Source organism: Victivallis vadensis, assembly GCF_003096415.1.
Taxonomy (GTDB): domain Bacteria; phylum Verrucomicrobiota; class Lentisphaeria; order Victivallales; family Victivallaceae; genus Victivallis; species Victivallis vadensis.
Genome location: NZ_QEKH01000028.1, coordinates 46371 through 69670, shown reverse-complemented (window position 1 = coordinate 69670; position 23300 = coordinate 46371). Strand labels below are relative to the sequence as shown.

16 protein-coding genes are annotated in these 23300 nt (G+C 61.2%); 9 read left to right on the top strand and 7 right to left on the bottom strand.

Annotation, left to right across the window (positions count from 1 at the left end; genetic code table 11):
• Window positions 1-374 precede the first annotated feature (374 nt).
• Window positions 375-734, top strand: coding sequence for a hypothetical protein (locus tag C8D82_RS21330; protein ID WP_165833114.1), 360 nt, complete (start codon window positions 375-377; stop codon window positions 732-734).
• A gap of 145 nt (window positions 735-879) precedes the next feature.
• On the opposite strand, the gene C8D82_RS21320 is transcribed toward C8D82_RS21330, so the two are convergent.
• Complete coding sequence (locus C8D82_RS21320; protein ID WP_165833121.1) at window positions 880-1035, bottom strand: hypothetical protein; 156 nt, start codon at window positions 1033-1035, stop codon at window positions 880-882.
• Between the two features lie 67 nt (window positions 1036-1102).
• Between C8D82_RS21320 and C8D82_RS21315 the strand changes: the two genes are divergently transcribed.
• Entirely contained in the window at window positions 1103-1294 is a 192-nt protein-coding gene (locus C8D82_RS21315; RefSeq protein ID WP_165833120.1) for a hypothetical protein, read from the top strand.
• A 561-nt stretch (window positions 1295-1855) separates the two neighbouring features.
• On the opposite strand, the gene C8D82_RS15550 is transcribed toward C8D82_RS21315, so the two are convergent.
• Genes C8D82_RS15550 through C8D82_RS15535 form a run of 4 tightly spaced genes read right to left on the bottom strand, consistent with a single transcriptional unit; the run spans window position 1856 to window position 8116 of the window.
• The gene (locus tag C8D82_RS15550) at window positions 1856-2710 is read right to left on the bottom strand and encodes a hypothetical protein (RefSeq protein WP_116885206.1); all 855 of its coding nucleotides are present in this window, start codon (window positions 2708-2710) and stop codon (window positions 1856-1858) included.
• Entirely contained in the window at window positions 2707-5766 is a 3060-nt protein-coding gene (locus C8D82_RS15545; RefSeq protein ID WP_116885205.1) for a beta-galactosidase, read from the bottom strand. Before C8D82_RS15545 ends, C8D82_RS15550 begins: the two co-directional genes overlap by 4 nt.
• A 2-nt stretch (window positions 5767-5768) precedes the next feature.
• Window positions 5769-6473, bottom strand: coding sequence for a DUF1559 family PulG-like putative transporter (locus C8D82_RS15540; RefSeq protein ID WP_116885204.1), 705 nt, complete (start codon window positions 6471-6473; stop codon window positions 5769-5771).
• Window positions 6474-6502: 29 nt separating this feature from the next.
• Entirely contained in the window at window positions 6503-8116 is a 1614-nt protein-coding gene (locus C8D82_RS15535; protein WP_116885203.1) for an amylo-alpha-1,6-glucosidase, read from the bottom strand.
• A gap of 130 nt (window positions 8117-8246) precedes the next feature.
• Here C8D82_RS15535 and C8D82_RS15530 point away from each other — a divergent pair, with 130 nt between their 5' ends.
• From C8D82_RS15530 to C8D82_RS15500, 7 genes are all read left to right on the top strand, one after another.
• Window positions 8247-9155, top strand: a complete 909-nt coding sequence (locus C8D82_RS15530; RefSeq protein WP_165833119.1) for an AraC family transcriptional regulator — start codon at window positions 8247-8249, stop codon at window positions 9153-9155.
• Window positions 9156-9273: 118 nt separating this feature from the next.
• A complete protein-coding gene (locus C8D82_RS15525) occupies window positions 9274-10311 on the top strand; it encodes a GntR family transcriptional regulator (RefSeq protein WP_116885201.1) in 1038 nt (345 codons plus the stop codon).
• 575 nt (window positions 10312-10886) lie between these two features.
• Complete coding sequence (locus C8D82_RS15520; RefSeq protein ID WP_207776151.1) at window positions 10887-11651, top strand: prepilin-type N-terminal cleavage/methylation domain-containing protein; 765 nt, start codon at window positions 10887-10889, stop codon at window positions 11649-11651.
• Window positions 11652-11661: 10 nt separating this feature from the next.
• Window positions 11662-14859, top strand: a complete 3198-nt coding sequence (locus C8D82_RS15515; RefSeq protein ID WP_133245234.1) for a hypothetical protein — start codon at window positions 11662-11664, stop codon at window positions 14857-14859.
• Between the two features lie 39 nt (window positions 14860-14898).
• Window positions 14899-16290, top strand: coding sequence for an MFS transporter (locus C8D82_RS15510; RefSeq protein ID WP_116885199.1), 1392 nt, complete (start codon window positions 14899-14901; stop codon window positions 16288-16290).
• An 88-nt stretch (window positions 16291-16378) separates the two neighbouring features.
• Window positions 16379-17764, top strand: coding sequence for an alkaline phosphatase (locus C8D82_RS15505; RefSeq protein ID WP_206212657.1), 1386 nt, complete (start codon window positions 16379-16381; stop codon window positions 17762-17764).
• Window positions 17765-17767: 3 nt separating this feature from the next.
• The gene (locus C8D82_RS15500) at window positions 17768-18904 is read left to right on the top strand and encodes a YibE/F family protein (RefSeq protein ID WP_116885198.1); all 1137 of its coding nucleotides are present in this window, start codon (window positions 17768-17770) and stop codon (window positions 18902-18904) included.
• Here C8D82_RS15500 and C8D82_RS15495 read toward each other — a convergent pair.
• Both C8D82_RS15495 and C8D82_RS15490 read right to left on the bottom strand, forming a co-directional pair.
• Entirely contained in the window at window positions 18822-22025 is a 3204-nt protein-coding gene (locus C8D82_RS15495; protein ID WP_116885197.1) for an efflux RND transporter permease subunit, read from the bottom strand. The genes C8D82_RS15500 and C8D82_RS15495 overlap by 83 nt on opposite strands.
• Window positions 22022-23185, bottom strand: a complete 1164-nt coding sequence (locus C8D82_RS15490) for an efflux RND transporter periplasmic adaptor subunit (RefSeq protein WP_116885196.1) — start codon at window positions 23183-23185, stop codon at window positions 22022-22024. The genes C8D82_RS15495 and C8D82_RS15490 overlap by 4 nt, the downstream gene beginning before the upstream one ends.
• Between the last annotated feature and the right edge of the window lie 115 nt (window positions 23186-23300).

The following is a 23300-nucleotide window of genomic DNA, read 5'->3' as shown; positions in this document are numbered from 1 at the left end:
GGGGGGCTACTTTTGAGAATTGGTGTGAAATAGATGAAAATGAGGGGGCGTAATCAGAAAATTACGCCATTTTGAAAATTGTTAGGACAGGTGTGCACAGGGATAAAAAGCAAATATGATTCAGAAAATGAATCGGGACGGGTATATACCGAGCAATTTTCCGGAGCGCTTCGAGGCGGACGGGATTGTCATGGAATACGCTGATCTGGGAGAGATTCAGGTGGGCAGTTCTCGGGGCGGTCGGTTGTCTGTAAGTTCTCCGGACGTTTTGGCGGTCCGCCTCTGTTTTCCAGAACTGCTGTCTACATTCCGTGTTATCTTGACAGGGGCGGAAATTTGAACTTTGTCAAATCTCTTCAGGAACACGTCAGGTAATGCCGATTCTTTTACCGCAGTATGTCATCGGATTGGTAAAAATAGTGGGCAATACGCTTTATTTTCATAGGGATGTTTATCGTAATTCTCTTTCTGAATTGAATTTGATTACTGGGAAAGCGCTTCTGGCTGAAATTATCCGAGACGGTGAGCCGTTTTCATGGCGGCAGGCCGGTGAGAAATTATGGGGAGGCCTGACTGTACCTTTTGTTTTTCTATACATTATTTGCTTTGCAGTTGTGACAATACCCTGTATCATTTACCGGGCTGTGTTGGACAGTATCAACCGAAAAGACGTGAAGCCGCCGGACCTTTGGCTTCCCCGAAAAGTTGGCAGGAAGACCAGCGGAACAAAATGAGGCCGGCTGTCAAAGGATTGAAGATGCTTGCTGCCACCATGTTTCAGGATTATTTCTTCAAATTCCTGTTCAGACATCAAACTCAACACTTGACGGAACAGGTTGACAGATATATTCTTCATCGCGGAGCCCCTTGTTTTTCCGGTCAGATGTAAATGGTGAAGGCCAGATCGATGTAGAGTGTGGCGCTCCAACCGTAATCCATGAAAGCCTGATGGTAGACGCTGCGGTCGGGATCGCAGCGGAACTTGCGCAGCAGCTCCGGCGCATCGCACTCGTTCCGGTTCGGTGGGCGGCGCACCGGAGATCAGCGGCAGGAAGCCTGCGAGGCTCAGCGCTGCAGCTACGGTCCGGAAACGGATTCGATCATGCGGATTCCGGCATTTCCGGTCGCGCACAAATATCCCGGCATTTTCCGGGAAGCGATCGCTTCCGGCGTGAACGGGAAGGTGGTCGTGCTGATTTATCACGGTATTCCGGACGCGGCGCTTCATTGCAGCACCGCCTTCACGGAATTTCGTATGCAGATGAAATTTCTAAGGAAGAACGCTACCGTGTGACCAACCTTGCGGAATTCCTGCGTTGCTGAGAGCTTATTCCACGCCGGGTTCAGGGAAACCGCATACGGTGTGCCGGTTCAATACGTGCCGATTTTCTTTTATTTACACATTTTCTTGAAGTCATTTTTAAGTAGCAATAAAATATTACTCAATGAACTCTCATTTGCAGGTTCGGAGGATATCCTCCGAACCTGCAAAAATATTATTCTCGTCAGGTTCCATTCATTTTGATTTATTACAAATTCACATGAATCTTCAGATATTTCAATTAGCAGGTACCTATAATATTATATCCGAACATGTTGAAAATAGAACAGGGTGAAGCATCGTTGCGTTTCGTATTGTCGAAATTGTGCGGGATCGCATGTGTGTGCAATATTCAGCGTAAATGTATATTCCCTCTGCGTGATATATATATGGTTTACAAGTGTTTACTGCTTCCTTGATTATGTGCGGCACAATACTTCGGCGTCGAGCTTTGGGAGCAGCAAAAAGCTCGGTATCGTACCCGGTACCGGCATCTTGCCGGTCGGAGGGAAGGCCGCCGGAGGCATGTTCCGGTCAGGGTTCGAGCAGGATGTCGTCCAGGCGGAAAATCACCGGTTCCTGAAAGCCGGCGTCCGGGGAGAACTGCAGCGCCCGGACCCCTTCGACGGCCGAACGTTTCGGGCGGAAGTGGAAGGTCGAAACCGGCAGTTCGAGGAACTTCCATTCCCCTTTGCGGATACCGAGCGCGGCGGGATTCAGCTTCTGGGCGACCCCTTTTTCGGCGGTGAAAATCTGGACCCAGAACGGGGCCGGTTCGCTGTCGAATTTGATCCAGAAGGAGATCATCGAAGCGCGTTTCATCGGAAACGGGCGCAATACGCCCGCGTCGTACCATTTGCGTCCGGCAGCGGGCGGGACTTCCACTTTCAGCGCTGCTTTGCCTTCGCGCCGGTCGGCGTCGTCGCAGGACAAAGCGGCCTTGCCGAGTGAAATCCAGCCGCCGGGAGTGTCGCAGGAGGCGGCGGGGGCGTCCGGCACTTCGTCGAGTTTGACCGGCGTAAGCGTGACGGAGTCCACGCGGAAGCCGGGCCGGTTCCAGTCCGAAATGCGCAGCAGGTAGCTGCCGTCGTAGTGAAACTCGCCGAAGTCGAGTTCGGCGTACTCTTTCGGGCACTTCACGCCTTTCTGCCAGCAGCTTTTGCCGGTGGAGGCGTCCACCGCCTGAATGGTAAAGGCCTCACCCTTGTCGGCGCGAATTCGCGCTTTGACCTGATAGGTTCCCGGCGCGAGCCGCAGGCCGAGGTTCCACCAGATGTAGCTGCCGGGCTTTTCGCGGGTGAAAGCGTCCCCTTTGCCTTTCCAGTGAAGATCGGCGGCGGAGAGGGAAAATACGAGCAAAGAAAGGGAGAGAAAAAAGAAGAATTTCATGGTTTCACCTCGAAGATCATGGTTTTGCGGTTGGGGAGCCGGAGCGGGAACTTCACCGTTTCGCCGGAGATCAGTTCGATCGCTCCTGCGATCGGTTTGCCGTCGAGCAGCGGCCGGAACTCCCGGGGAGCGCCATAGTTGACGGCGTAAAAGAGCATTGCGCCGTTGCGTTCGGCCGAACGCAGTTCCAGCGCGCCGCCGGGCAGGTTGCCGCGCACCGGGCGGTTCAGGCCGAGCCGGTCGAACTCGCGGTCGAACGCGGTCGCGGTCAGCTCGCTTTCGCGCACCGGGAAGCCGGGCAGTGCCGCTCCGTAGGGATCGGTGAACCGGGTTCCCGGCGCGGTCAAGATCGTGCCACCCCGGGCCGCGAAACCGGCGAGCGCCTCCGCCGTTTCGCGCTCCAGCCGCTGCGCTCCGGGGATCACCAGCGCTTTGACCTGGCCGGTTTTCCCGGCGGCGAGCTGGCGTTCGCTCAGGAAACGGACCGGCAGATCGAGGTGCGACAGCTCCGCGTGCGCCCGGCGCAGCCTTGCCGGATACTCCGACACGGTGTACATCGACGCCGGGGAGTAGAGCAATGCGACTTCCGCGTCGGGAATCCGCCGCTGGAACGCGACCACTTCGGGGGCGAGCCGCCGCAGGTCGAGCGCGGTCCGGCCGAGCGCCTCCAGCGATTCCGGGATGTGGAGCAGCGCCCCGGCGGCCATCAGTTCCGCCGAATAGCGACCGGTCCACGCATAGTATTCGCGCAGCGATTCGCCGTGCAGCATCGCGCTCCACGCATCGGCGGCCATCTCGTGCGGCGTGGTGTTGACCGATACGTGAAATTCGGTGTCGGCGGCGGGTTTGCCCGGCACCATCGAGCGGTAGAAGTCCAGCTCCATGATTCCGGCGCAGTCGCTCCCGGCGAAGTCGGTGATCTCGCCGCGCTCCTCGCGCTGAACGCCGACCGGCAGGTACTGGCCGGGATCGAGGTCGGTCACCGCGATGCTCTTCACGTGCAGCGGAGTGCCGGGGGCGTATTTTCTCGCGGTATCCCGCAGGAAGCGGAGATTTTCCAGCCCCTCCCGGTTGCGGAACGACTCGAAGTCGTACCGGAATCCGGCGCTGACCCGCTTCAGCTTCATGGGATCAAGGGAATCGAAGTCGCGGCAGTCGGTTCCCCAGTTGCGGTTGGCGGCGGCGACGGAACCGTACCGCTCCCGCATCGCGGCGCGGAATTTCGCGAGCATCACCGGGTGGATTTCACGCACGCCGTCGGAAAACGACCACTCGTTGACCAGATCCAGCGCGATCAGGTTCGGATTGTCGCGCACCACCGGCAGCAGGTTCTTCCACATCGCGTCGATCATTGTGCGGGTGGCGGTGTGGTAGAGCGAACTGCCGATCCAGCCGCCGGAGGGATACTGCGCCATTTCGGGATGCTTCTCCTTCCAGCCCTGCGGCAGCGGATGCGGCGAGATCAGGAAGTCGAAGGCCAGATTGTACTTCGCCGCCTCCCGCAGCCCGCGGTCGATGCGGCGGGCCCCGTCGAGCCGCACCTTGTCCGGCGCGGGCGTGACCGCCTGGGCGATCAGGGTGCTGCTGAAAAGGTTGAAGCCCAGCTCCGAAAGCGATTTCAGGTCGTCGAACGGCTCCCACCAGCCCAGCGGGCCGATCAGCAGCACCTCCTCGTCGCCGGAGTAAAACGCGCCGTCGCGGATGGTCAGGTTCCGCATCGGCGGAGCCGGGACAGGGCGCGGCTTCAAGGCGCCGGATTCGAGTCCGGCCAGCTCCTGCTCCGCCCGTTCGAGCATCGCGTCGAGCTGTCGGAACTGGCGGCGGATCTTCGGCAGAAGCGCGTACTCTTTGAGCAGCGCCGGTTTTTCCAGATCGCGCCGCCGGTATTTCAGCGTCACGTCGCAGACGGCGAGGGCGGTCAGCGGATAGTCGACCGCGACTCCGGCCCGGCGGGCCGCCTCCAGCCGCTTCCGGAACGCAAAAGCGCGCTCCGCCACCGCCTGCGCCTGCTGTTTCAGGCTCTCCGGCGAGAGGTTCAGCAGTTCGGCGTTCAGGGCGGTTTCGCCGCCGGGCCAGACGGCGCGGGCATCGACCTGCAGGCCGTCGCCGCGCAATCGCCCGATCTGGTAGGCCCACCGCACCACCGTGCCGCCGGGCTGGGCGTCGAAGCCGACGGTTTCGCGCCATACCTCCCGTTCGCCCTGCCGCACGGTGAAGTGAACCTGCCCCTTGCCCGCCTGTTCCGTCGGCAGATAGAGCGACACCAGCGCCGGGTCGCCGCTGGAGTATTGCGAACGGTCAAGGTTGATCGCGGCTTCGGCGGCTCCTTCGCCTTTCCCGGCGAGGCGGATGTTGCGGAACAGGAAGGCGAGCTTCTCCTCGCCGACTCCCGGAGTCCAGTGCAGCCAGCCGCGCCGCTTGCCGTCGCGCGCCGAATTGTACAGCACGTCGAAGCCGAATTTCTCCAGCTTCCGCGGGTCGAACGGCGCGAGGCAGCGCCACGGGATCGCCGCTTCGTACAGCAGCGTATGCTCCCCCGCCGGAGTGATCTTCAGGTGGACATCGGCGAGCGGGCCGGTCGGAAGCGCTTCGCCGCCGCGCCAGCAGTACGCCGCCGCGGAGCCGTCCCGCAGCCGCCCGAAGCCCAGCTCGATATCGTTGGCGTCGTAGCCGGGCAGGATCGTGTCGTCCAGAGGGTCGAAGGCGAGCTGGAAGCCGTCGCCCCGGTAGAGCGCCTCCGGGACCGGCTGGTACGACGGCAGGCGGTCGCGCACCAGCGCGCCGAAATAGAGGTATTGCGCGTCATGCAGCAGATAGACGGTCGCATCGACGTCCAGAGGCCCCTCCCAGTCCGGGATCATCCGGTTTTTTTCTGCGGCGAGAAAGAGCGGCAGCGCGCCGCGTTCCCGCCACTCCGACAGCTCTCCCCGGAATTTAAAGGGGGCGTCCGTGGCGCGGCAGAAGTAATCCCCTTCCTGCTGCAGTACCGGGCTGTTTCCGGCCCAGCCCGCCGCCGTCCCCGCCAGCAGTACCGCCCCCAGCAATGTTTTGACCATGCTCACCACCCGTACTGGCTTTTTTTGTTCTGCTCGATATGGGCGCTGCCGTCAGGACGCAGGACGTTGAATTGATAGATTTTCAGCGAGGAGGGGAGCGTCGGCTCCGTGGCGTGGCTGCGGCAGAGCTGCAGGAAGTGTTCCGACTTCAGGCGGTTGAGTTTGCTCTCCGATTCGATCTGGGTGGGATTGCCTCCGAGGAACCACGCATCCCTGATGCCGCGCGTGTAGTAGCTGCCCCGGTAGTTGGTGTTTTCGGCGTTGAACTTCTCCGGCGTGCTTCCGGCGGAGCCGGTGACCACCGCTTCCCAGTTGGCCGCGTGGGTGTTGAGCCGGTCGTTCGGACAGAAGAACATCTTTGAGCTGGTGATGTAGCCGCGCAGCCAGAGCCGCGAAGCTCCCAGCATCGCGTATTCCGCATTGGTTCCCTTGATGAACAGCCGGCTGTCGATCCAGCCGAATTTGGACTGCCAGCCGTCCCCCGGCGCATAGCGCCCGTTGGCGGAATTCTGGTTCGGCAGGCAGTCGCGGTGGTCCTGCGCGAACATCGTGAAGCCGAGGCCGAATTGCTTGAGCTGGTTCATGCAGGCGGAGGATTTCGCCTTGTCCCGCGCCTTGTTGAGAGCCGGCAGCAGCATCGCCGCCAGAATTGCAATAATGGCTATTACTATGAGCAGCTCAATTAAGGTAAAAATCCGTCTTTTCATGAAACTGTCCTTCCTGTCGTTGTTTCCGTTTAACTGTACATGGTGAAAGCCAGATCGATATAGAGGGTGGCGCTCCAGCCGTAATCCATGAAAGCCTGATGGTAGACGCTGCGGTCGGGATCGCAGCGGAACTTGCGCAGCAGCTCCGGCGGGTCGCACTCGTTCCGGTCGTCGTAGAACTCGAAAAATGTGCCGTATCTGCAGTAGAACTTCTCCAGTTCGCGCATGGTCCGGCTGCGGAGCTGCCGCGCTTCGTCGCGGTAGCCGTACCGGTCGAGGCCGCGGGCGATCAGGGTGTTGATGTTGATCCAGACCGGGCCGCGCCACATGTCCTTGCTGTAGAACTCCGGCTGGCTGAAGCTGATCGACGGAACCGGGAACGGGGTGCCGAAGGTTTCCGGGTTCTTCAGGTTCCGCACCAGTTTTTCCGCCATTTCGGCGGTCGGCGCGCCGGAGATCAGCGGCAGGAAGCCCGCGAGGCTCAGCACCGGGGACTGCTTCCCGGCGGCGAGGTCGTAGTCGACGTAAAGCCCCGCCGCATCGTTCCAGAGCCGTTCGTTCATCAGATGGTTCAGCTTCCGGTGGCGCTCCTGCCACAGTTTCTGTTCTTCCGGCCGGCCGAGAAGGGCGGCGAATTCCGCCATGATCTCACACTCGGAGGCGAGATAGGCGTTGAAGTCGGGCGCGTCCAACTGGGTGGCGCCGTCGAACCGGGTGGAGTTGTCCATCCCGCTCTCGCCGCTGCGGCACATCTCGTGCGCTTCGATCGCCCATTCGACCAGCCCGGCGCCGTCGGTGTCGCGGTGGGCGAAAATCCAGTTCAGGAACGCGGCGTTTTTGGGATAGAGCCGTTCGAGGAACTCCGGCGACTGCTGTTGTTCGAGCATCAGCTTGATGCCGTAGCCGAGGATCGGCGGCTGGGTGATGTCGCTTTTTTCGTGCGGCGACGCCATGTGCGGGATGAAGCCGTCGGCGCACTGCCCGTCGAATACCGCTTCAAGCGTTTCGCGCGCGACGGCCGGATCGAGGCGGCGCAGCCCCTGCGCGTGGAATACGGAGTCCCACAGCCACATCTTGCGGTGCGGCCAGCGGTCCGGCGTGGTCCAGCGGTGCTTCAGGCAGCCGGAGGGGGAGTTGAGCTGGGTCTTGAGCTGCGAACACGCTTTCCAGTAGGTGCGGCGCGCCTCGTCCGTCGGCAGTCCGGGCTGCGGCAGTTTCGCCAGCCACGCGGCGCGCTGCCGGAAAATCGCGTCGAAGTCCGCATCCAGCCACGATTCGTTGAATCCCTTGCGCACGCCGAGCACCGTCCGGCCGGGACGGCGGATGATCTGCAGCGCGTCATTCAGGCCGTACACCCGGCACTCCCCGTCGATGATGAAGTGGCGGGCATCGGCGAACGCGCCGCGCACCGGGCCGGAGGAGCACTCCAGTTGGAAATGGTCGCCGGCGAGCATGCACGCGCGGGGCGGCTCCGCATCCGGCAGCACGATGCCGCTTTCGACCGGCAGCTTGATCTCGAAGCCGCAGCAGTCGGCGACGGTGCGCAGCACCAGCCCCGAATCGTAATCGGTTTCGCCGTCGAAGGCGGAAAAGCCGAGCAGCTGTCCGCCGCCCCACACATTCAATATCGGTTGATGAGCCATGATGTACCCCGTTGTTTTTGTGATTTCCTATGCTATATTATACAATCATGAAAGCCGATCACAAAGTGATTTTCGACAAAAAATATATGATATTCGATCAAGGATATATAAAAATCGCGAAGGAGGGCGGATGATGCGGGAGGAACGGCGCGGACGGATCCGCTTTTTCGAGGACAACGCCCGGACCCGGTCCGGCGGGATCGACGTCGGGAAGTTCCCGGTACACCACTTTATTTTCGACCACTCCGAGCCGCCGCTGGAAAACTGGCCGATCCGGATCGACTTCACCGGCGACGACGAGTGGCTGCCCGGCTGCTACCGTTTCCGGCAGCGTTCGAACACCTTTGCGGTGGAGTTCGTGAAGCGCGGCAATTTCCATTTCCAACAGAACCGCCGGAGCTATCGGGTGGAGCCGGGCGGCGTATTCCTGGTGCGGCACGGGGAGGATTCGGAGATGGAGTGCTGCGACTGCGACTATGCGCTGAAGCGGACGCTGGCGCTGACCGGGCCGATGGTCGGCCCGCTGCTGACTTCGCTCGGACTGGACCGGGTGGATGTGCTGACTCCTGCCGCCCCGGAGAAACTCGACGCGCTGTTCGACCGCGCCGCCGGGCTGCTCGCCGGAGATGCGGCGGACAAGCAGCAGGAGAGCGCCGCGCTCGCCTTCCGGCTGCTGCTGATGCTGGCGGAAGAGAACAATCAGGCCGATACGCCGGAAATCCTGCAGCGGATTCTGCGTTATCTGGAGGCGCGGCTGGACCAGCCCGTGAGCATCGGCGAACTGGCGGAGGAGTTCCGGTTGAGCCAGGCGACGCTGCGGCGGCTCTTTCGGAAGCATCTGGGGGAGTCCCCGGTCGACTTTCTGATCCGGCGGCGCATGGAGACCGCGATGCGGCTGCTGCGGTTGACCGAGCAGCCGGTCAAATGGATCGCGTTTCAGGTCGGCTACGCCGGCGCACTCTACTTTTCAGCGGAGTTCCGCAAGTTCACCGGCGAATCGCCGAGCGCCTTCCGCAAACGCAGCCAGTTCGGCGAATGACAGATTTTTTTCAAAAAACACATTCGCCTCTTGACATTCAATCCGGTTTGTGGTATAATATTTTTAGACCGGTACAGAATACCGGTATAAATTGGAGCTGCGAAGGGAAATTATTCACATGCCGGGCAACGGATATCTTTTTGTCTACGAAACGCTTCTGGCGAAGATCAAGCAGCGGGTGCTGACGCCGGGCATGCAGCTGGATTCCGAAGTGGAACTGGCCCGGCAGCTGAGCGTCAGCCGCATGACAGTGCGCAAGGCGCTGGTCCGGCTGGAGGAGGAAGGGCATATTTTCCGGCGCTCCGGCATCGGCACGTTCGTCAAGGCGCCGACTCCGCTGGAAGCGGCCGGCCAGCGGCTGGAAATCGGGATCGAGGCGTCGCTGGAAGGCAATCCGCGCCCCTTTTCCCTGAAGATTCTGGCGGAAGCGCAGCAGGCGTGCGCCCGCTGCAACTGCAATCTGCGTTTGTTGAGTCTGGAGGAGCTGCTGGCGGGCGAACGCATTGATGCGGCGTTTTTCGCATCGCTGGAACCGGAGTATTTTCCGCAGGCAGTGCAGCTGGCGCGCCGGATTCCGACGCTGCTGCTGAACCGGATCACCGACCTGCCGGAATTGAGTTACGTGGCGGTCGATTATGCGGAGGCCACCCGCCGGATCGTCCGGCGCATGCTCGGCGACGGCGACCGCACCGTGCTTTTCGTCGGCAGCGCCGCCGCGAATTTCGGGTATGCCCCCCGGATGCGGGAGCTGGGCTACCGGCAGGCGCACGATGAACTGGGAGTCAGGATCAATGAGGAACTGATCCTGCCGGGCGATGTGGATCTTTGCAGACAGCTCGCCGAACGGATGATCCGGCTGCGCCCAGATTTCCTGTTCGTGTGCTACGAATACCTGGTGACCTATGTGTACGCCGCGGTCGAAAGCGCGCTGCCGCGGCTGGAAAAACCGGTCTATCTGTTTTGTTTTGACGATATTGTCGACAGTTTTTCATTGAGCCGCGGCGCGGTTTCCTGCGGCCGGATGCCGTTTAACGATATGTGCGGCCGGGCGATCCGCTATCTGAGCGGCCGGGTTCGCAAGGAGGTGCCGGAGGAGACGATTCACGAAATTTTCCCGATGAGTTATGTGATTACGGAGTGCCCGTTTCTGATCTGATTGCGGGGCTGATTTCGCATAATGCCGAGTATGTTAAGCGGGCGGCAAGGTGGCGGCAAGGTGCCGCTGCCGGGTGCGCACGCCAATGCCCCTTCGGGGGGCGTGCGGCTACTGGTACAGGCGAGCCTTGGTTGGTCTCCAAGACCATTTACGCGGCGCATAAGTAAGACCACGCCGTCTTTTACGCGGCGCACAACAAGCGCGGTCAGCGCCGCGAACGAATGTGAGGGAATTATTTTGCGGCAGCAAAATAACGAGGAACGATAGTGACGAAGCCGAACGTAGAGAGCGAAGCCCCTCCGGCGTAGTGAGCGCAGCGAACGTTGAGGAGTTGGCCGCCGCAGGCGGACAAGTAAGCGGCGAAGCCGTGCCCGCGAATGGGAGTGCTTCGCAAGTCAACGGGAGTCCCGAGGCGAGCGGGGAGGTCCGGAGGGCGATTGGCCCTCCGGAGCCATCCGCATAAGACGTAACGCCCAGTTTGTTGCCTGTAGTGGCCTTTAAGTAATGGCCTTTAAAAGAAACACAACCGACTTATGGCGGAGGTAAAAATGCGTAACAAGGTAAAGGACAAGGAAATGCAGCAAGCAAAACACGCCCGGCACATTAACATACTCGGCATTATGCGCCGGAATTTTACGCTGATTGAGCTGCTGGTGGTAATTGCGATCATCGCGATTCTGGCGAGCATGCTGCTGCCGGCGCTGAACCGGGCGCGAACGACCGCGCAGCAGAGCGCCTGTACCAACAATATGAAGCAGATTACCACGGCGGCGACCATGTATTCGACGGAGAATAACGACAATATGGTGTTCGCGGTTTACGGTACGAGATGGTCGCCGGTGTGGAGCTGGCGCAACCTGCTCGGACCGTATATCGGGCTGCCGGAACTTCTGAATGCGGGGGCGGACGGCAGTGAGGAGACGAATCCGAAAATCTATGAGTGCCCCGGCACTCCCCGGGAGCGTTACAATGAACTGGGGTGGACGCAGGTCGGCAAGACCCGCGGCGGCTACGGCATCAATACCTCCACGGACGGCGATGAGGCTTCCGGCTTCAAATCGATCATCGCCGGATATTTCACCAAAGTGACCGGCAAGACTTCGCGGTTCCGCTACCCGACTGAAACCTTCCATTTTTCCGACGGCTACTGGGAGTTGAGCCGGGCGCGGCTGAACGGAGTCAACAACGAGGCCAGCGACGGCAGTTACAAGATGCCGAATCCGCACGGCGAAAACCGGGTGATCGGCTGGCTTGACGGACATGTCAGCTCGTGGCGCGGTTATATGCCGACTTTCGACTGGAGCAGTCAGCGCGCACAGCGTTTCTATCTGGGCTATTGATCAGGAGGGCATGATGAAAAAACATCTGCTGCTGGGCATGGCGCTGCTGGCATTCGGGGCGGGCGCGGCAACGCTGCCGGTGACGCTCCGCAATCGGGCGAGCGCGGTTCTGAAGGAGGCGCCGGTGATGCTGCCGGTGACCGTGCGCACGGAAATCGCGGTGACGCCGGAAGCAAATGAGCCGGAACGTTATAAACTCGGCGGCCTCTGGCTGGGGACTCCCGACCGGAAAAACGGCTGGTTTTTCCACCTTGCCGAACGCCCCGCCTCCAAACAGTCGCTGCGTTTCGTGGAGCTGGTGCTGGTCAAAGACGGCAGATACCATGCCCAGAATGAATTGGCCGAGCTGACCGTGCGCAGCAACTCCGAGCTGCGCTGGGGGACCGGCAAACCCTATATCCTGCAACTGGCCGCGGACCGGCAGGGAGCCGACGGCCGGGTGCTGGCGCCTTCCGGTGAACTGCTTGCGGAGCTGCGGTATGAATTCAGGCAGCCGGTGGAGCTCTCCGCCGGAGCGGTGACGGCCCGCACGGAGCTGGCCGAAACGGTGGTTTCCGCATGCCGGGTTACCGATGAACCGATGCCGGTTCCCCCGCCGAAACCGGCGAAGAAGATCGTATTGCAGGCCTCGGACGCCGGATACGACGCCGGGAAATTTGAATCGGTCGAAAACCGGGTGTTTTCGGATGGGCGCGGACTTCGGCCCAGACAGGAAGCCGGTGAACTGACCTTTACTTTCCGGACCGATCGCGACTGTGACTATCTGCTGAAAAGCAGTGTTGCATCCCCCAGTCGCGACGTTCCGGTTTATTCTAAATTCAGTCTGGACGGCGAACCGCCGCGCCGCCGCGTGGTGTTTCCGGCCTGGCGGCGCGGCGCGGGCTGGGAGAAGCTGATGCGGCTGCCGCTCAAGGCGGGGGAACACACGCTGCGGGTCGAACTGCCGCGGTCGATCACCCTCGACTGCCTGACGCTGGAGCCGCTGCCGCCGGAGCCGGAAGCCCCCGCCGCCGCCCGTTCCTATCAGCCGAAGCTGACGCCGCCCGCCGGACATCCGCGTCTGCTGCTGACGCCTGAAACCATTCCGGCGGTGCGCGCCAACCTGAAACACCCGGAGAACGCGCAGGCCGTCGCGGTGCTGCGCCAACTGGCCGCCGCGCCGCTTCAGGCTCCGCAGAAGGACGGCGTGACGGTCTATGACCGCAACTATCTGCTCGCGATCGAAGCGCGCGCGTTCTTGTATGCGCTGGAAGGCGACCGCCGCCTCGCCCGCGAAGCCGTGGACGCGATGAAAACATATCTTGCCGGGGTCGACTTCGACAACCTGATGGATGTGACGCGCCTGATCGGGCATACGATCTTTGTTGCGTCGGAGGTGTACGACTGGTGCTATTCGCAGCTCACCGACGCCGAGAAGGCGGAATTGCGTGCCGGAATGCTGCGGCTCGGGCTGGATTCCGAAATCGGCTGGCCCCCCTTCAAACAGTCGGTGATCAACGGTCACGGCAACGAATCGCAGTTGTCGCGGGATTTCCTGTCGATGGCGATCGCGGTGTACGACGAGGACCCGGAACCCTACCGGCTGTGCGCGTACCGGATTTTCGAGGAGATGGTTCCGGCCCACAACTACGAGTACCGCTCCGGGAGACATACGCAGGGGAGTAACTACGGTCCCTGCCGGTTCAGCTGGGATCTGCATCTGGCGATGACTTTCCGGATCATGACCGGGAAGGAGATTTTTTCCGCCGACATGGCCAAGGTACCGTATTTCTGGATTTACATGCTGCTGCCGAATCAGGAGCTGTTCGACGACACCGACGTGTTTTTCGAGCACGGCACGCCGTACCGTTACGGCGAACCGGCCTTCAACATGTTCGCCTATACCGGCGATCCGCTGCTGAAGGGCGAATTCCTGCGCCAGGGCGGGCTGCCGTGGATTTCAAAGTACATGCCGGTGCAGTTCCTGATCTTCAACCGCCCGGAAGTGGCTGCGTCGCGGGAGTATTCCGGACTGCCGCTGACCCGCTTTTTCCCGGAGCCTTTGAGTTCGATGATCGCCCGCACCGGCTGGGAGTTCGGCCCGGACTCCCGGACCGCCGTGGTCGAGATGAAGGCCGCCCCCTACAACCGGCACGACCACCAGCACATGGATGCGGGCGCGTTCCAGATTTTCTACCGCGCCCCGCTTGCGGTGGATATCGGCGTCTACGGCCACTGGGGGCAGCACTACGACTTCACTTTCGCGAAACGCACCATTCCGCACAACGCATTGCTGGTCTACGACCCGGATGAAAAGTTTGCGGTGCCCGGCAACGACGGCGGCCAGCGCTTCGTGAAGACGATGCCGTGGACGATCCGGCAGGTGATCGACCATCCTGAAATTCATTCAACCGGCCGCCTGGCCGCCCATTACGCCGGCCCCGACGCCGACCGGCCGCTCTTCAGCCACATCAAGGGGGATATCGCGGCGGCGTACAGTCCGCACAAGATGAAGGAGTACGAACGCAGCTTCGTGTTCTGCCGCCTCGACAATCCGGAAACGCCCGCGCTGCTGATCGTGTATGACCATGTGGTTTCGGCTCGGCCGGAGTTCCGGAAGTATTTCCTGCTGAATACCATCGCGCGGCCGGAACTCATGGAAAATGCCGTCCGGGTGGAAAACAGCCTGCCCGGAGGAAAGCCCGGAGAGCTGTTCGTGACCACGCTGCTGCCGCGCCGTGATAACCTTGAGGTTACGACGGCGGGCGACGGCAGGGCGCTGGAGTTTTTCAACGAAAAAGTGGAGATGCCGCCCCGCAACCGGATGCTGAGCCGCGGCTGGCGCACGATGATCTCCCCGAAAACACCGGCGGCGGAGGACCGTTTCCTGCACGTGATGCAGATCGGGGAGCCTTCCGCGCCGAAGCTTCCGGCGGAGTTGTTTGAATCCGGTACCCGGATCGGCGTGAAGGTCGCGGACCGGATCGTGACCTTCTCGAAAAACGGCCGGGCGACCGCCGACCCGGTGGAATTCACGGTTCCGGCGGGCGCTCCGCGCCAGGCGCTGCTGACCGACCTGCTGCCGGGCGACTATACGGTGATGCGGGACGGCAAACCGGAGCGGAACATTACGGTTACGGAAGGTGCCGGGACGCTTCTGCTGCCGGTCGAAGCCGGCCGCACTTATCGGGTCATTTCCGCTTGCAAAAGCCTGGACGCGGCTGTATAATAGGGATATTTCGAGAAACAACAAACGGGGAATCCACCGATGAATACGCATTCTGCTGAAGGAGCGCCCGCGTGCAGGCAGTGGCGCGCCGGGACTTTGACCTATACCTTTGCCGGTATTGTCGCGCTCTTTTTCCTGCTGCTGGCGGGGGATTTCGTATGGTCGCTGCGGGAGCGTTCGGTCGGAGTGATCACCCAGCTGCTGCTCAAGCAGCACGGCGCTTCGGACTTTCTGGTCGGACTTTATCTGGTCGCGCTGCCCGGCATTCTCGGACTGCTGGTCGGGCCGGTCATCAGCTACCGCTCCGACCGCCACCGGGGACGCTGGGGGCGGCGGATCCCCTATCTGTTCTTTTCGACGCCGATCGCGTTCCTCGGCATGGTCGGCATGGCGTTCACCCCGTGGCTGGGAAGCTGCCTGCACCGGATTTCCGGCTTGCAGGGTATCTCCGAAAATCAGTTGATTCTGACGCTGTTCGGCGTATCGTGGATGCTGTTTGAATTCGGTGTGTTCATCGGCAACGCGATCTTCACCGCACTGATCAATGATGTGGTGCCCCGGGAGCTGATCGGCCGCTTTTTCGGGCTGTTCCGCATTGTCAGCCTGGCGACCGGGATCATCTTCAACGCGTGGTTCCTCGGCTATGCCGAAACCCACTACATGATGCTTTTCCTGACGGTGGGGGGAATCTACCTGATCGGCTTCATGGTGATGTGTTTCCGGGTGAAGGAGGGCGAATACCCGCCGCCGCCCGAGCAGCCCGAGCAGCGGCATTCGCCGCTCGCCGCCGCCGGGACCTATCTGCGCGAAAGCTTCACCTCCGGCTATTATCTGCTGATCTTCATCGCCGTGACGCTGGCGGCGATCGTGTTCATGCCGGTGAACACCTATTCGATCTTCTTCATCGGGGAGCTGAATGTGCCGCTGGACCATTTCGGCAAGTACATCGCGGCGAGCTATGTGGTTTCGATCGTGCTCTCCTATCCGCTGGGAGTGCTGGCCGACCGGTTCCATCCGCTGCGCTGCGGGATCACCGTGATGCTGCTGTACGGGATAAGCTGTCTCGTCAGCGGGATTTTCATTCGGGGGGAAGCCGGATTCGCGGCGGCGCTGATCGCCCATACGGTTCTCTCCGGAACTTATTTCACGCTGACGGCGTCACTGCTGCTGCGGCTGTTCCCGCAGTCGCGGTTCGCGCAGTACCAGTCGGCGCAGGGGATTCTGGGCACGCTGGCGATGATTTTCGTGGTGCCGTTGATCGGCAAGCTGATCGACCTCTCCGGCAACTACCGGCTGATCTTCTACGCCGGCGCGCTGCTGGCGCTGCTGACCGCGATGTTGCTCTTCGCCTGCTACCGCCGGTTCAGGCAGTACGGCGGACCGGATCACTACACGCCGCCGGAACCCGAAAATTTTCCGAATGCGCATTGACTTGCGCGGAAAACTCATCCATATTAATCCTGTGACGGAAATGTTAGCTCCGGTTGGCCCGGAGTCAACCTAAACACAAGGTGAAAGGATGAAAATGAGATTTCTGCGTTGTCTGCTGGCGATCATCGCCGTGACGGTGCTGGCGGCGGTTCACGCCGCGGAAGCAAAACCGGTCAAGTATGTGTTTTTGTTCATCGGCGACGGCATGTCGATCCCGCAGCGGATGATGACCGACGAGTTCCTGAACCGCACCGAAAAACGCGGATTGCTGATCAACCGGTTCCCCGGCCAGGCGATCACCACCACGATGGCGGCGGACTCCTTCATCACCGATTCGGCCGCCAGCGGCACCGCGATCGCGTGCGGCGAAAAGACCAACAACGGCCGTATCGGCATGGATGCGACCGGAAAGCGCAAACTTCAGTCCGTCGCCGAAGCCGCCCGCGACAGCGGCCGCAAGGTCGGCATTGTAACCTCGGTGACGCTGAACCACGCGACGCCGGCGGCCTTTTACGGGCACAACGCGAGCCGGGGCAACTACTACCAGCTCGGATTGGATCTGGTCGCGTCGGATTTCGATTATTTCGGCGGCGGCGGCATCGCCCGGCACGACGACAAGAAAGACAAGCTGTACCGGGGCGACATTTACGGGCTGGCCCGGCAGGCGGGTTACACCGTCAGTCGCAGCAAAGAGGAGTTCGGCAGACTGAAGCCGGGCGTCGGAAAGGTGATCTCCGTCGGCGCGAAGGCGGACCTGCCCTATGCGATCGACATGGATGCAGACACGCTGCGGCTGGCCGACTTCACCCGGCAGGGCATCGAATTGCTGGATAATCCGAAAGGCTTCTTCCTGATGGTCGAGGGCGGCAAGATCGACTGGATGTGCCATGCGAACGACGCGGCCACGACGCTCCGGGAGGTGATCGACTTCGACAATGCGGTCCGGGTCGCCTATGAGTTTGCGCGGAAACATCCCGACGACACGCTGATCGTGGTGACCGGCGACCATGAGACCGGCGGCCTGACGCTCGGTTTCGCCGGGACCGGCTACCGCTCCTATATCGAAAATCTGCGGTTTCAGAAGTGCTCCCGCGACAGGATGACCGATCAATTCAGGAAGCTGGAGCAGCCGTCCTTTGAGCAGGTCAAACCGCTGATCACGGAGATGGCGGGGCTGGTGTTCGCCGCTGACGGCAGGCGGGAGAAGGGCGGCCTGAACCTGACCGAAAACGAGGAAAAGACGTTGCAGGAGGCGTTTGAGCGGCAGTACAAGGACGGCAAATTCACCGGCGGTGCGGTGCTGACCGACGCGGTGATCCGCCTGCTGAACAACAAGTCGGCAGTGGCGTGGACGACGGGAGCGCACACGGCGCTGCCGGTCAGCACCACCGCTTACGGCGCCGGAGCGGAACTTTTCTCCAACATGATCGACAACACCGATATCTCCAAACGGCTGAAGCAAGTGGTGCGCTGAGCGATGCCGGGCCGGAAGAAGCTGCCGGTTTCCCGGCGCGACCTGGTGATGTTTCTGGTGCTGGCGCTGCTGTGCGCGGGGCTGGCCTGTCTGGACCTCTTTCCGAAAAGCGATCCGCAGCCGGGCCGGAAGGTCCGTGCCCGGGTCGTCGCGGTGGACAACACCGACGTGGAGGAGTTCGGCCTGCTGAAAAAAGGGTCGCAGTCGCTGGAGGTGGAGATCCTCGGCGGCAGGTGGAAAGGGCAGCGCTTCCGGGCGGCGAACATCCTGCGCGCGCAAATGGAACTGGACAAGCTGTTTGAAGCGGGGGATACCGTTCTGGTCGGAATCCTCGACGACGTCGACCCGGAAACCTACACGCTGAACGCGCAGGATCACTACCGGATCGGCTATACCGTCATCCTGTTCAGCCTCTTTGCAGTGCTGCTGGCGGTGTTCGGCCGGTTCACCGGAATCTGCGCGCTGCTCTCTTTCGTATTTTCCTGTCTGGTGATCTGGAAACTGGTGATCCCGCTCTGCCTGCTGGGCTGGAACGCGCTGCTGGTCTCCTTCGCGGCGGTGACGCTGCTTTCGGCGGTGATCATCTTTCTGGTGGCGGGACTGACCCGCAAGGGAGCCGCCGCCTTCTCGGGAGCGATCGCCGGGGTGTTCGCAAGCTCGCTGCTGGCGTATGTGTTCACCCATCTTTTCAAGATCAACGGCGCGGTGATGCCGTATTCGCAGTCGCTGCTTTACTCCGGCTACGAGTTCCTGAGTCTGTCGGATATCTACATCGGTGCGATCTTCCTCTCCTCCTCCGGGGCGGTGATGGATCTGGCGATGGATGTGGCCGCCGGAATGGAGGAGGTGAGGTTGAAACAGCCCGGAATTTCCCGGCGTGAACTGATGCAGTCGGGGCTGCGGATCGGGCGCAGCGTGGTCGGCACGATGACCACCACGCTGCTGCTGGCCTACTCCGGCGGCTACCTGACTTTGATGATGACCTTCGCCGCGCAGGGGACCAGTCCGGCGGATTTCATCAACAACCCCTACGTCGCTTCCGAAGCGGTCAAGACCATCATCGGGAGTTTCGGGCTGGTGCTGGTGGCTCCGCTGACTGCGGCGCTCGGCGCGGCGATCCTGTCCCGCCGGTCCAGTTGACCAGCCGCTGCACCAGCACGTAGAAGGCCGGGATCAGGATGGTGCCGCCGATTACCGCGACGAACATGCCGCCGAACACCGCCGTGCCGAGCGAGCGGCGGCTGGCCGCTCCGGCCCCGGTCGCGATCACCAGCGGCAGCGTGCCGAGCAGGAACGAGATCGCGGTCATCAGCACCGCGCGGAAGCGCAGTCTGGCGGCGGCGAGCGCCGCGTCGTACAGCGGCGTTCCCTCGTCATATTTGTTTTTGGCGAATTCCACGATCAGGATCGCGGTCTTGCAGGCGATGCCGAAAAGCAGCACAAAGCCGACCTGCGTGTAGATGTTGTTGTCGATTCCGGCCAGGTAGAGCGACAGCAGCGAGCCGAAGAATGCGATCGGCACCGCCAGCAGCACCGCGACCGGCAGCATCCAGCTTTCGTACTGCGCGACCAGAAAGAGGTACATGAAGAGCAGCGCCAGCGCGAAGATGACCGCCATCATATTGATTTCAATGCTGCCGAGGCTGATGCCGGCGGCGGACTTCTGCTCCTGATAGGACATGTCGGTCCATTCGAACTTCATTCCGGCGGGCAGCACCTTGCGGGCGATCTCCTCCATCGCCTTCATCGCCTGTCCGCTGCTGTAGCCGGGGCGCTGCATGCCGTTGACGGTGGCCGAGGAGTAGAGGTTGTAGCGGTTCAGGTATTGCGGCGAGGGGCGGGTTCTGATGTTGACCAGCGTGCCGAGCGGGATCATTTCACCGGATTTATTGCGCACGAAAAGGTTGCGCAGCTTGGCGGTGCTGTCGCGGAAGTTGGTTTCGGCCTGAATTTCCACTTTGTACACCTTGCCGTATTTGTTGAAGTCGTTCACGTAGGTGTAACCGGTCAGCCCCTGCAGCGCGGTGTTGAGGTCGGTCAGCGCGACGCCGAGCTTGAGCGCCTTTTCCCGGTCGATTTCAAGGAAAACCTGCGGCACGTTGGCGCTGAAGGTCGAATAGACCGCGAGGAACTCCGGACGCTTGCGCGCTTCGGCGGTGATCAGGTCGATCGCCTCCTGCAGCCGGTCGGTGTGGGTGCCGGTGGTGTCCTCGATCACGAAGGAGAAGCCCCCGGTGGTGCCGATCCCCTGGATCGACGGCATGCCGAAAACGCTGAGCTGCGCTTCGGGGATCGCATTGAATTTCGCCATCAGCTCCGCGAGGATCGCATTCTGCTGAAGCTCCGGCTTTTTGCGCTCCTCCCACGGTTTCAGGCAGACGATCAGCAGCGCGTTGTTGGAGGCCTGCGCGCCGGTCAGGATGCTGAAGCCGGGCACCGCGATCACGTCGATCACGCCGGGGACTTCGGCGGCCAGCTTCGCGGCCCGGTCGGTCACGGCGGTGGTGCGGTTCAAACTGGCCGCGTCGGGGAGCTGGACGTTTACGAAGAGCTTGCCCTGATCCTCGTCCGGGATGAAGCCGGTCGGCAGATGGTTGAAGAGCTGCACGCACAGGAACGCCAGACCCGCATAGCAGACGATCATCAGCGAAGTGCGCCGCACGATCGGCGACACGATTTTGCCGTAGCCCGCGGTCAGCTTCTCGAAACCGGCGTCGAACCAGCGGAAAAAGATGAATTTCTTCGCATTCGGATCGATCGGCCGCAGGATCATCGCGCTCAGCGCCGGACTCAGCGTCAGCGCGTTGACGCTCGAAATCGCGACCGCCACCGAGATGGTGATGCCGAACTGGCGGTACATTTCACCGGTGATCCCCGGCAGGAAACAGACCGGGATGAACATCGCCAGCAGCACCAGCGTGGTCGCGATCACCGGCCCGGTGACCTGCTCCATCGATTTGATCGCGGCGGCTTTGGGATCGAGGTGCTCCTCCTCCATCAGCCGGTTCACGTTTTCGATCACCACGATCGCGTCGTCCACCACCACGCCGATCGCGAGGATCAGCCCGAAGAGCGTGATCAGGTTGATCGAATACCCGATCACCGCCATCACTGCGAACGTGCCGATCAGCGATACCGGAATCGCGATGGTCGGCACCATCGTCGAACGCCAGTCCTGCAGAAAGAGATAGGTGATCAAGATCACCAGCAGCACCGCTTCGATCAGCGTGACCACCACTTCGTCGATCGAGGCGGTGATGAAGTCGGTCATGTCGAACGGGATCGCATAGTCGAGGTCTTCCGGGAAGTAGACCTTCAGTTCTTCGAGCTTTTTCCGGGCGGCTTCGGCGATTTCGAGGCCGTTCGCGTCGTTGAGCTGGTAGATCGCGAGCAGCGCGGCGGGCTTGCCGTTGAAGCTGCCGCTGGAGGAGTAGTTTTCGGCGCCGAGTTCGACCTTCGCGATATCGCGCAGCCGCACCTGTTCCCCGGCACTGGTGGAACGGACCACGATATTTTCAAATTCCTTCGGCTCGGTGAACCGCCCCTGCGTCTGCAGCGAATAGCGGAACACCTGCTTGCCGGAGATCGGCGCGTCTCCAAGCGCTCCGGCCGAAACCTGCACGTTCTGCGCCTTGATTGCAGCGATCACGTCATCCACGGTCATATTGAGGTAGGCGAGCTTGTCCGAATCCAGCCAGATTCGCATCGAATACTTGAGTTCGCCGAGCATCTGCACGTCGCCGACGCCCGGAATGCGCGCAAGCTCATCTTTGAGGTTGATCGAACTGTAGTTGTTCAGGAACAATGAGTCATAGGTCCCTTTGGGGGAATAGAGCGCGATCACCTGCAGCATATTGCTGGATTTCTCCTTTACGATCACGCTCTGGCGGCGCACCTCCTCGGGCATCTGGGCGCTGGCCCAGTTGACCCGGTTCTGGGTGTTCACGGTGTTCTGGTCGCCGTCGGTGCCGATGTCGAAGGTCACGTTGATCGTGGCCATGCCGGTGTCGGTGGCGGTGCTGCTGATGTAGAGCATCCGCTTCACGCCGTTGAGCTGCGCTTCGATCGGCTGGATTACCGTCTCCTGCACGGTTTTGGCGTCGGCGCCCGGATAGGTGGTGGTCACCGAAATCAGCGACGGCGTGATGTTCGGGTACTGCGCGACCGGCAGCGTGAAGATCGAAATCAGTCCGGCCAGCGTGATCACGATCGAGATCACGAAGGCGAACCGCGGCCGCTCGATGAAAAAACGGCTGATCATTTCTGCTTGGCTCCGTCAGTTTTCGGCGCTTCCGGCTTCGCGGCCTTCGGCAGCTGCACATTGGGATCGGCGGATTCGACCGCCCTGACCTTCGAGCCGGGACGGACTTTCTGCAGTCCCTTGACCACGACCCGGTCGCCGGGCTTCAGGTTGTCGGTGACCACTGCGAAACTGTCGTCGCGAAACGCGGTTTTGAGGGTCTGCCGCTTCACGGTGCCGTCGGGCGTGACCAGATAGACATAATCGCCCGCCTGATCATTCATCAGCGCCGCCAGCGGCAGCAGCAGCTTCGTGCTCGGTTGCCGGGGTTCGAGCTTGACCCGCACGAACATGCCCGGGAGCAGTTTCCGGTCGGGATTCGGGAATACCGCCTGCAGCTTCAGCGTGCCGGTGGTATTGTTGATCTCATTGTTCCAGAAGGAGATTTTTCCTTCGGTCGGATAGACGGTGCCGTCCTGAAAGGTCAAACTGACCTTCACATCCGGATTCCGGCCGTCCTTGCGGAACTCGTGCATTTTGAGAATGTCCATCTCGGTGATCACGAATTCGACGCGCATCGGATCGGTCTTGACCACCTTGGCCAGCGTGCCGGTTTCGAGGTTGACCAGATTGCCGGTGCTGACCGCCGAAAGGCCGACCCAGCCGTCGAAGGGGGCGCTGATCCGGGTGTATTCCAGATTCTGGTTCGCGGTTTCGAGCCTGGCCTGACAGCCGCGCACGTCTGCCTCGGCGCTGAGCTTGTCGGCTTCGGCGTTCTGGAACGCACGTTCGCTGGTGGCGTCCCCCTTCAGCAATGTCTGCTGGCGGTTGTACTGCTCGACGGCATTGGCCAGATTGGCCTTCGCCTTGGCCAGTTCGGCTTCGGCGGCCTCGACCTGCGCCCGGTACAGCACCGGTTCGATTTCATAGAGAAGCTGATCTTTTTTGACCTCCTGCCCCTCCTTGAAATTCCGGTTGACCAGATAGCCTTCGACCCGCGCGACCAGATTCACCTCATCGTAGGCTTTGGCGACCCCGACGGCGGGAATCGTTTCGGCGATCGGCGCTTCGGCCGCCGTAATCACTTCGACCTGCGGCGGCGCGGCCGGGGCCGGAGCCTCTTTTTCACATCCGGCCAGCAACAAAGTTGCGGCACCCGCAATCAGGAACATTCGAATCATATTCACTCCTTTCCGATCAGAAAAACGGCTGAAATTTTTTATAAAATACCTTTCAAACGCATTTTTTGCAAGTCGGGAGTGAGCGGCGGATGACCGCGCGGCTGAACTTCAACGA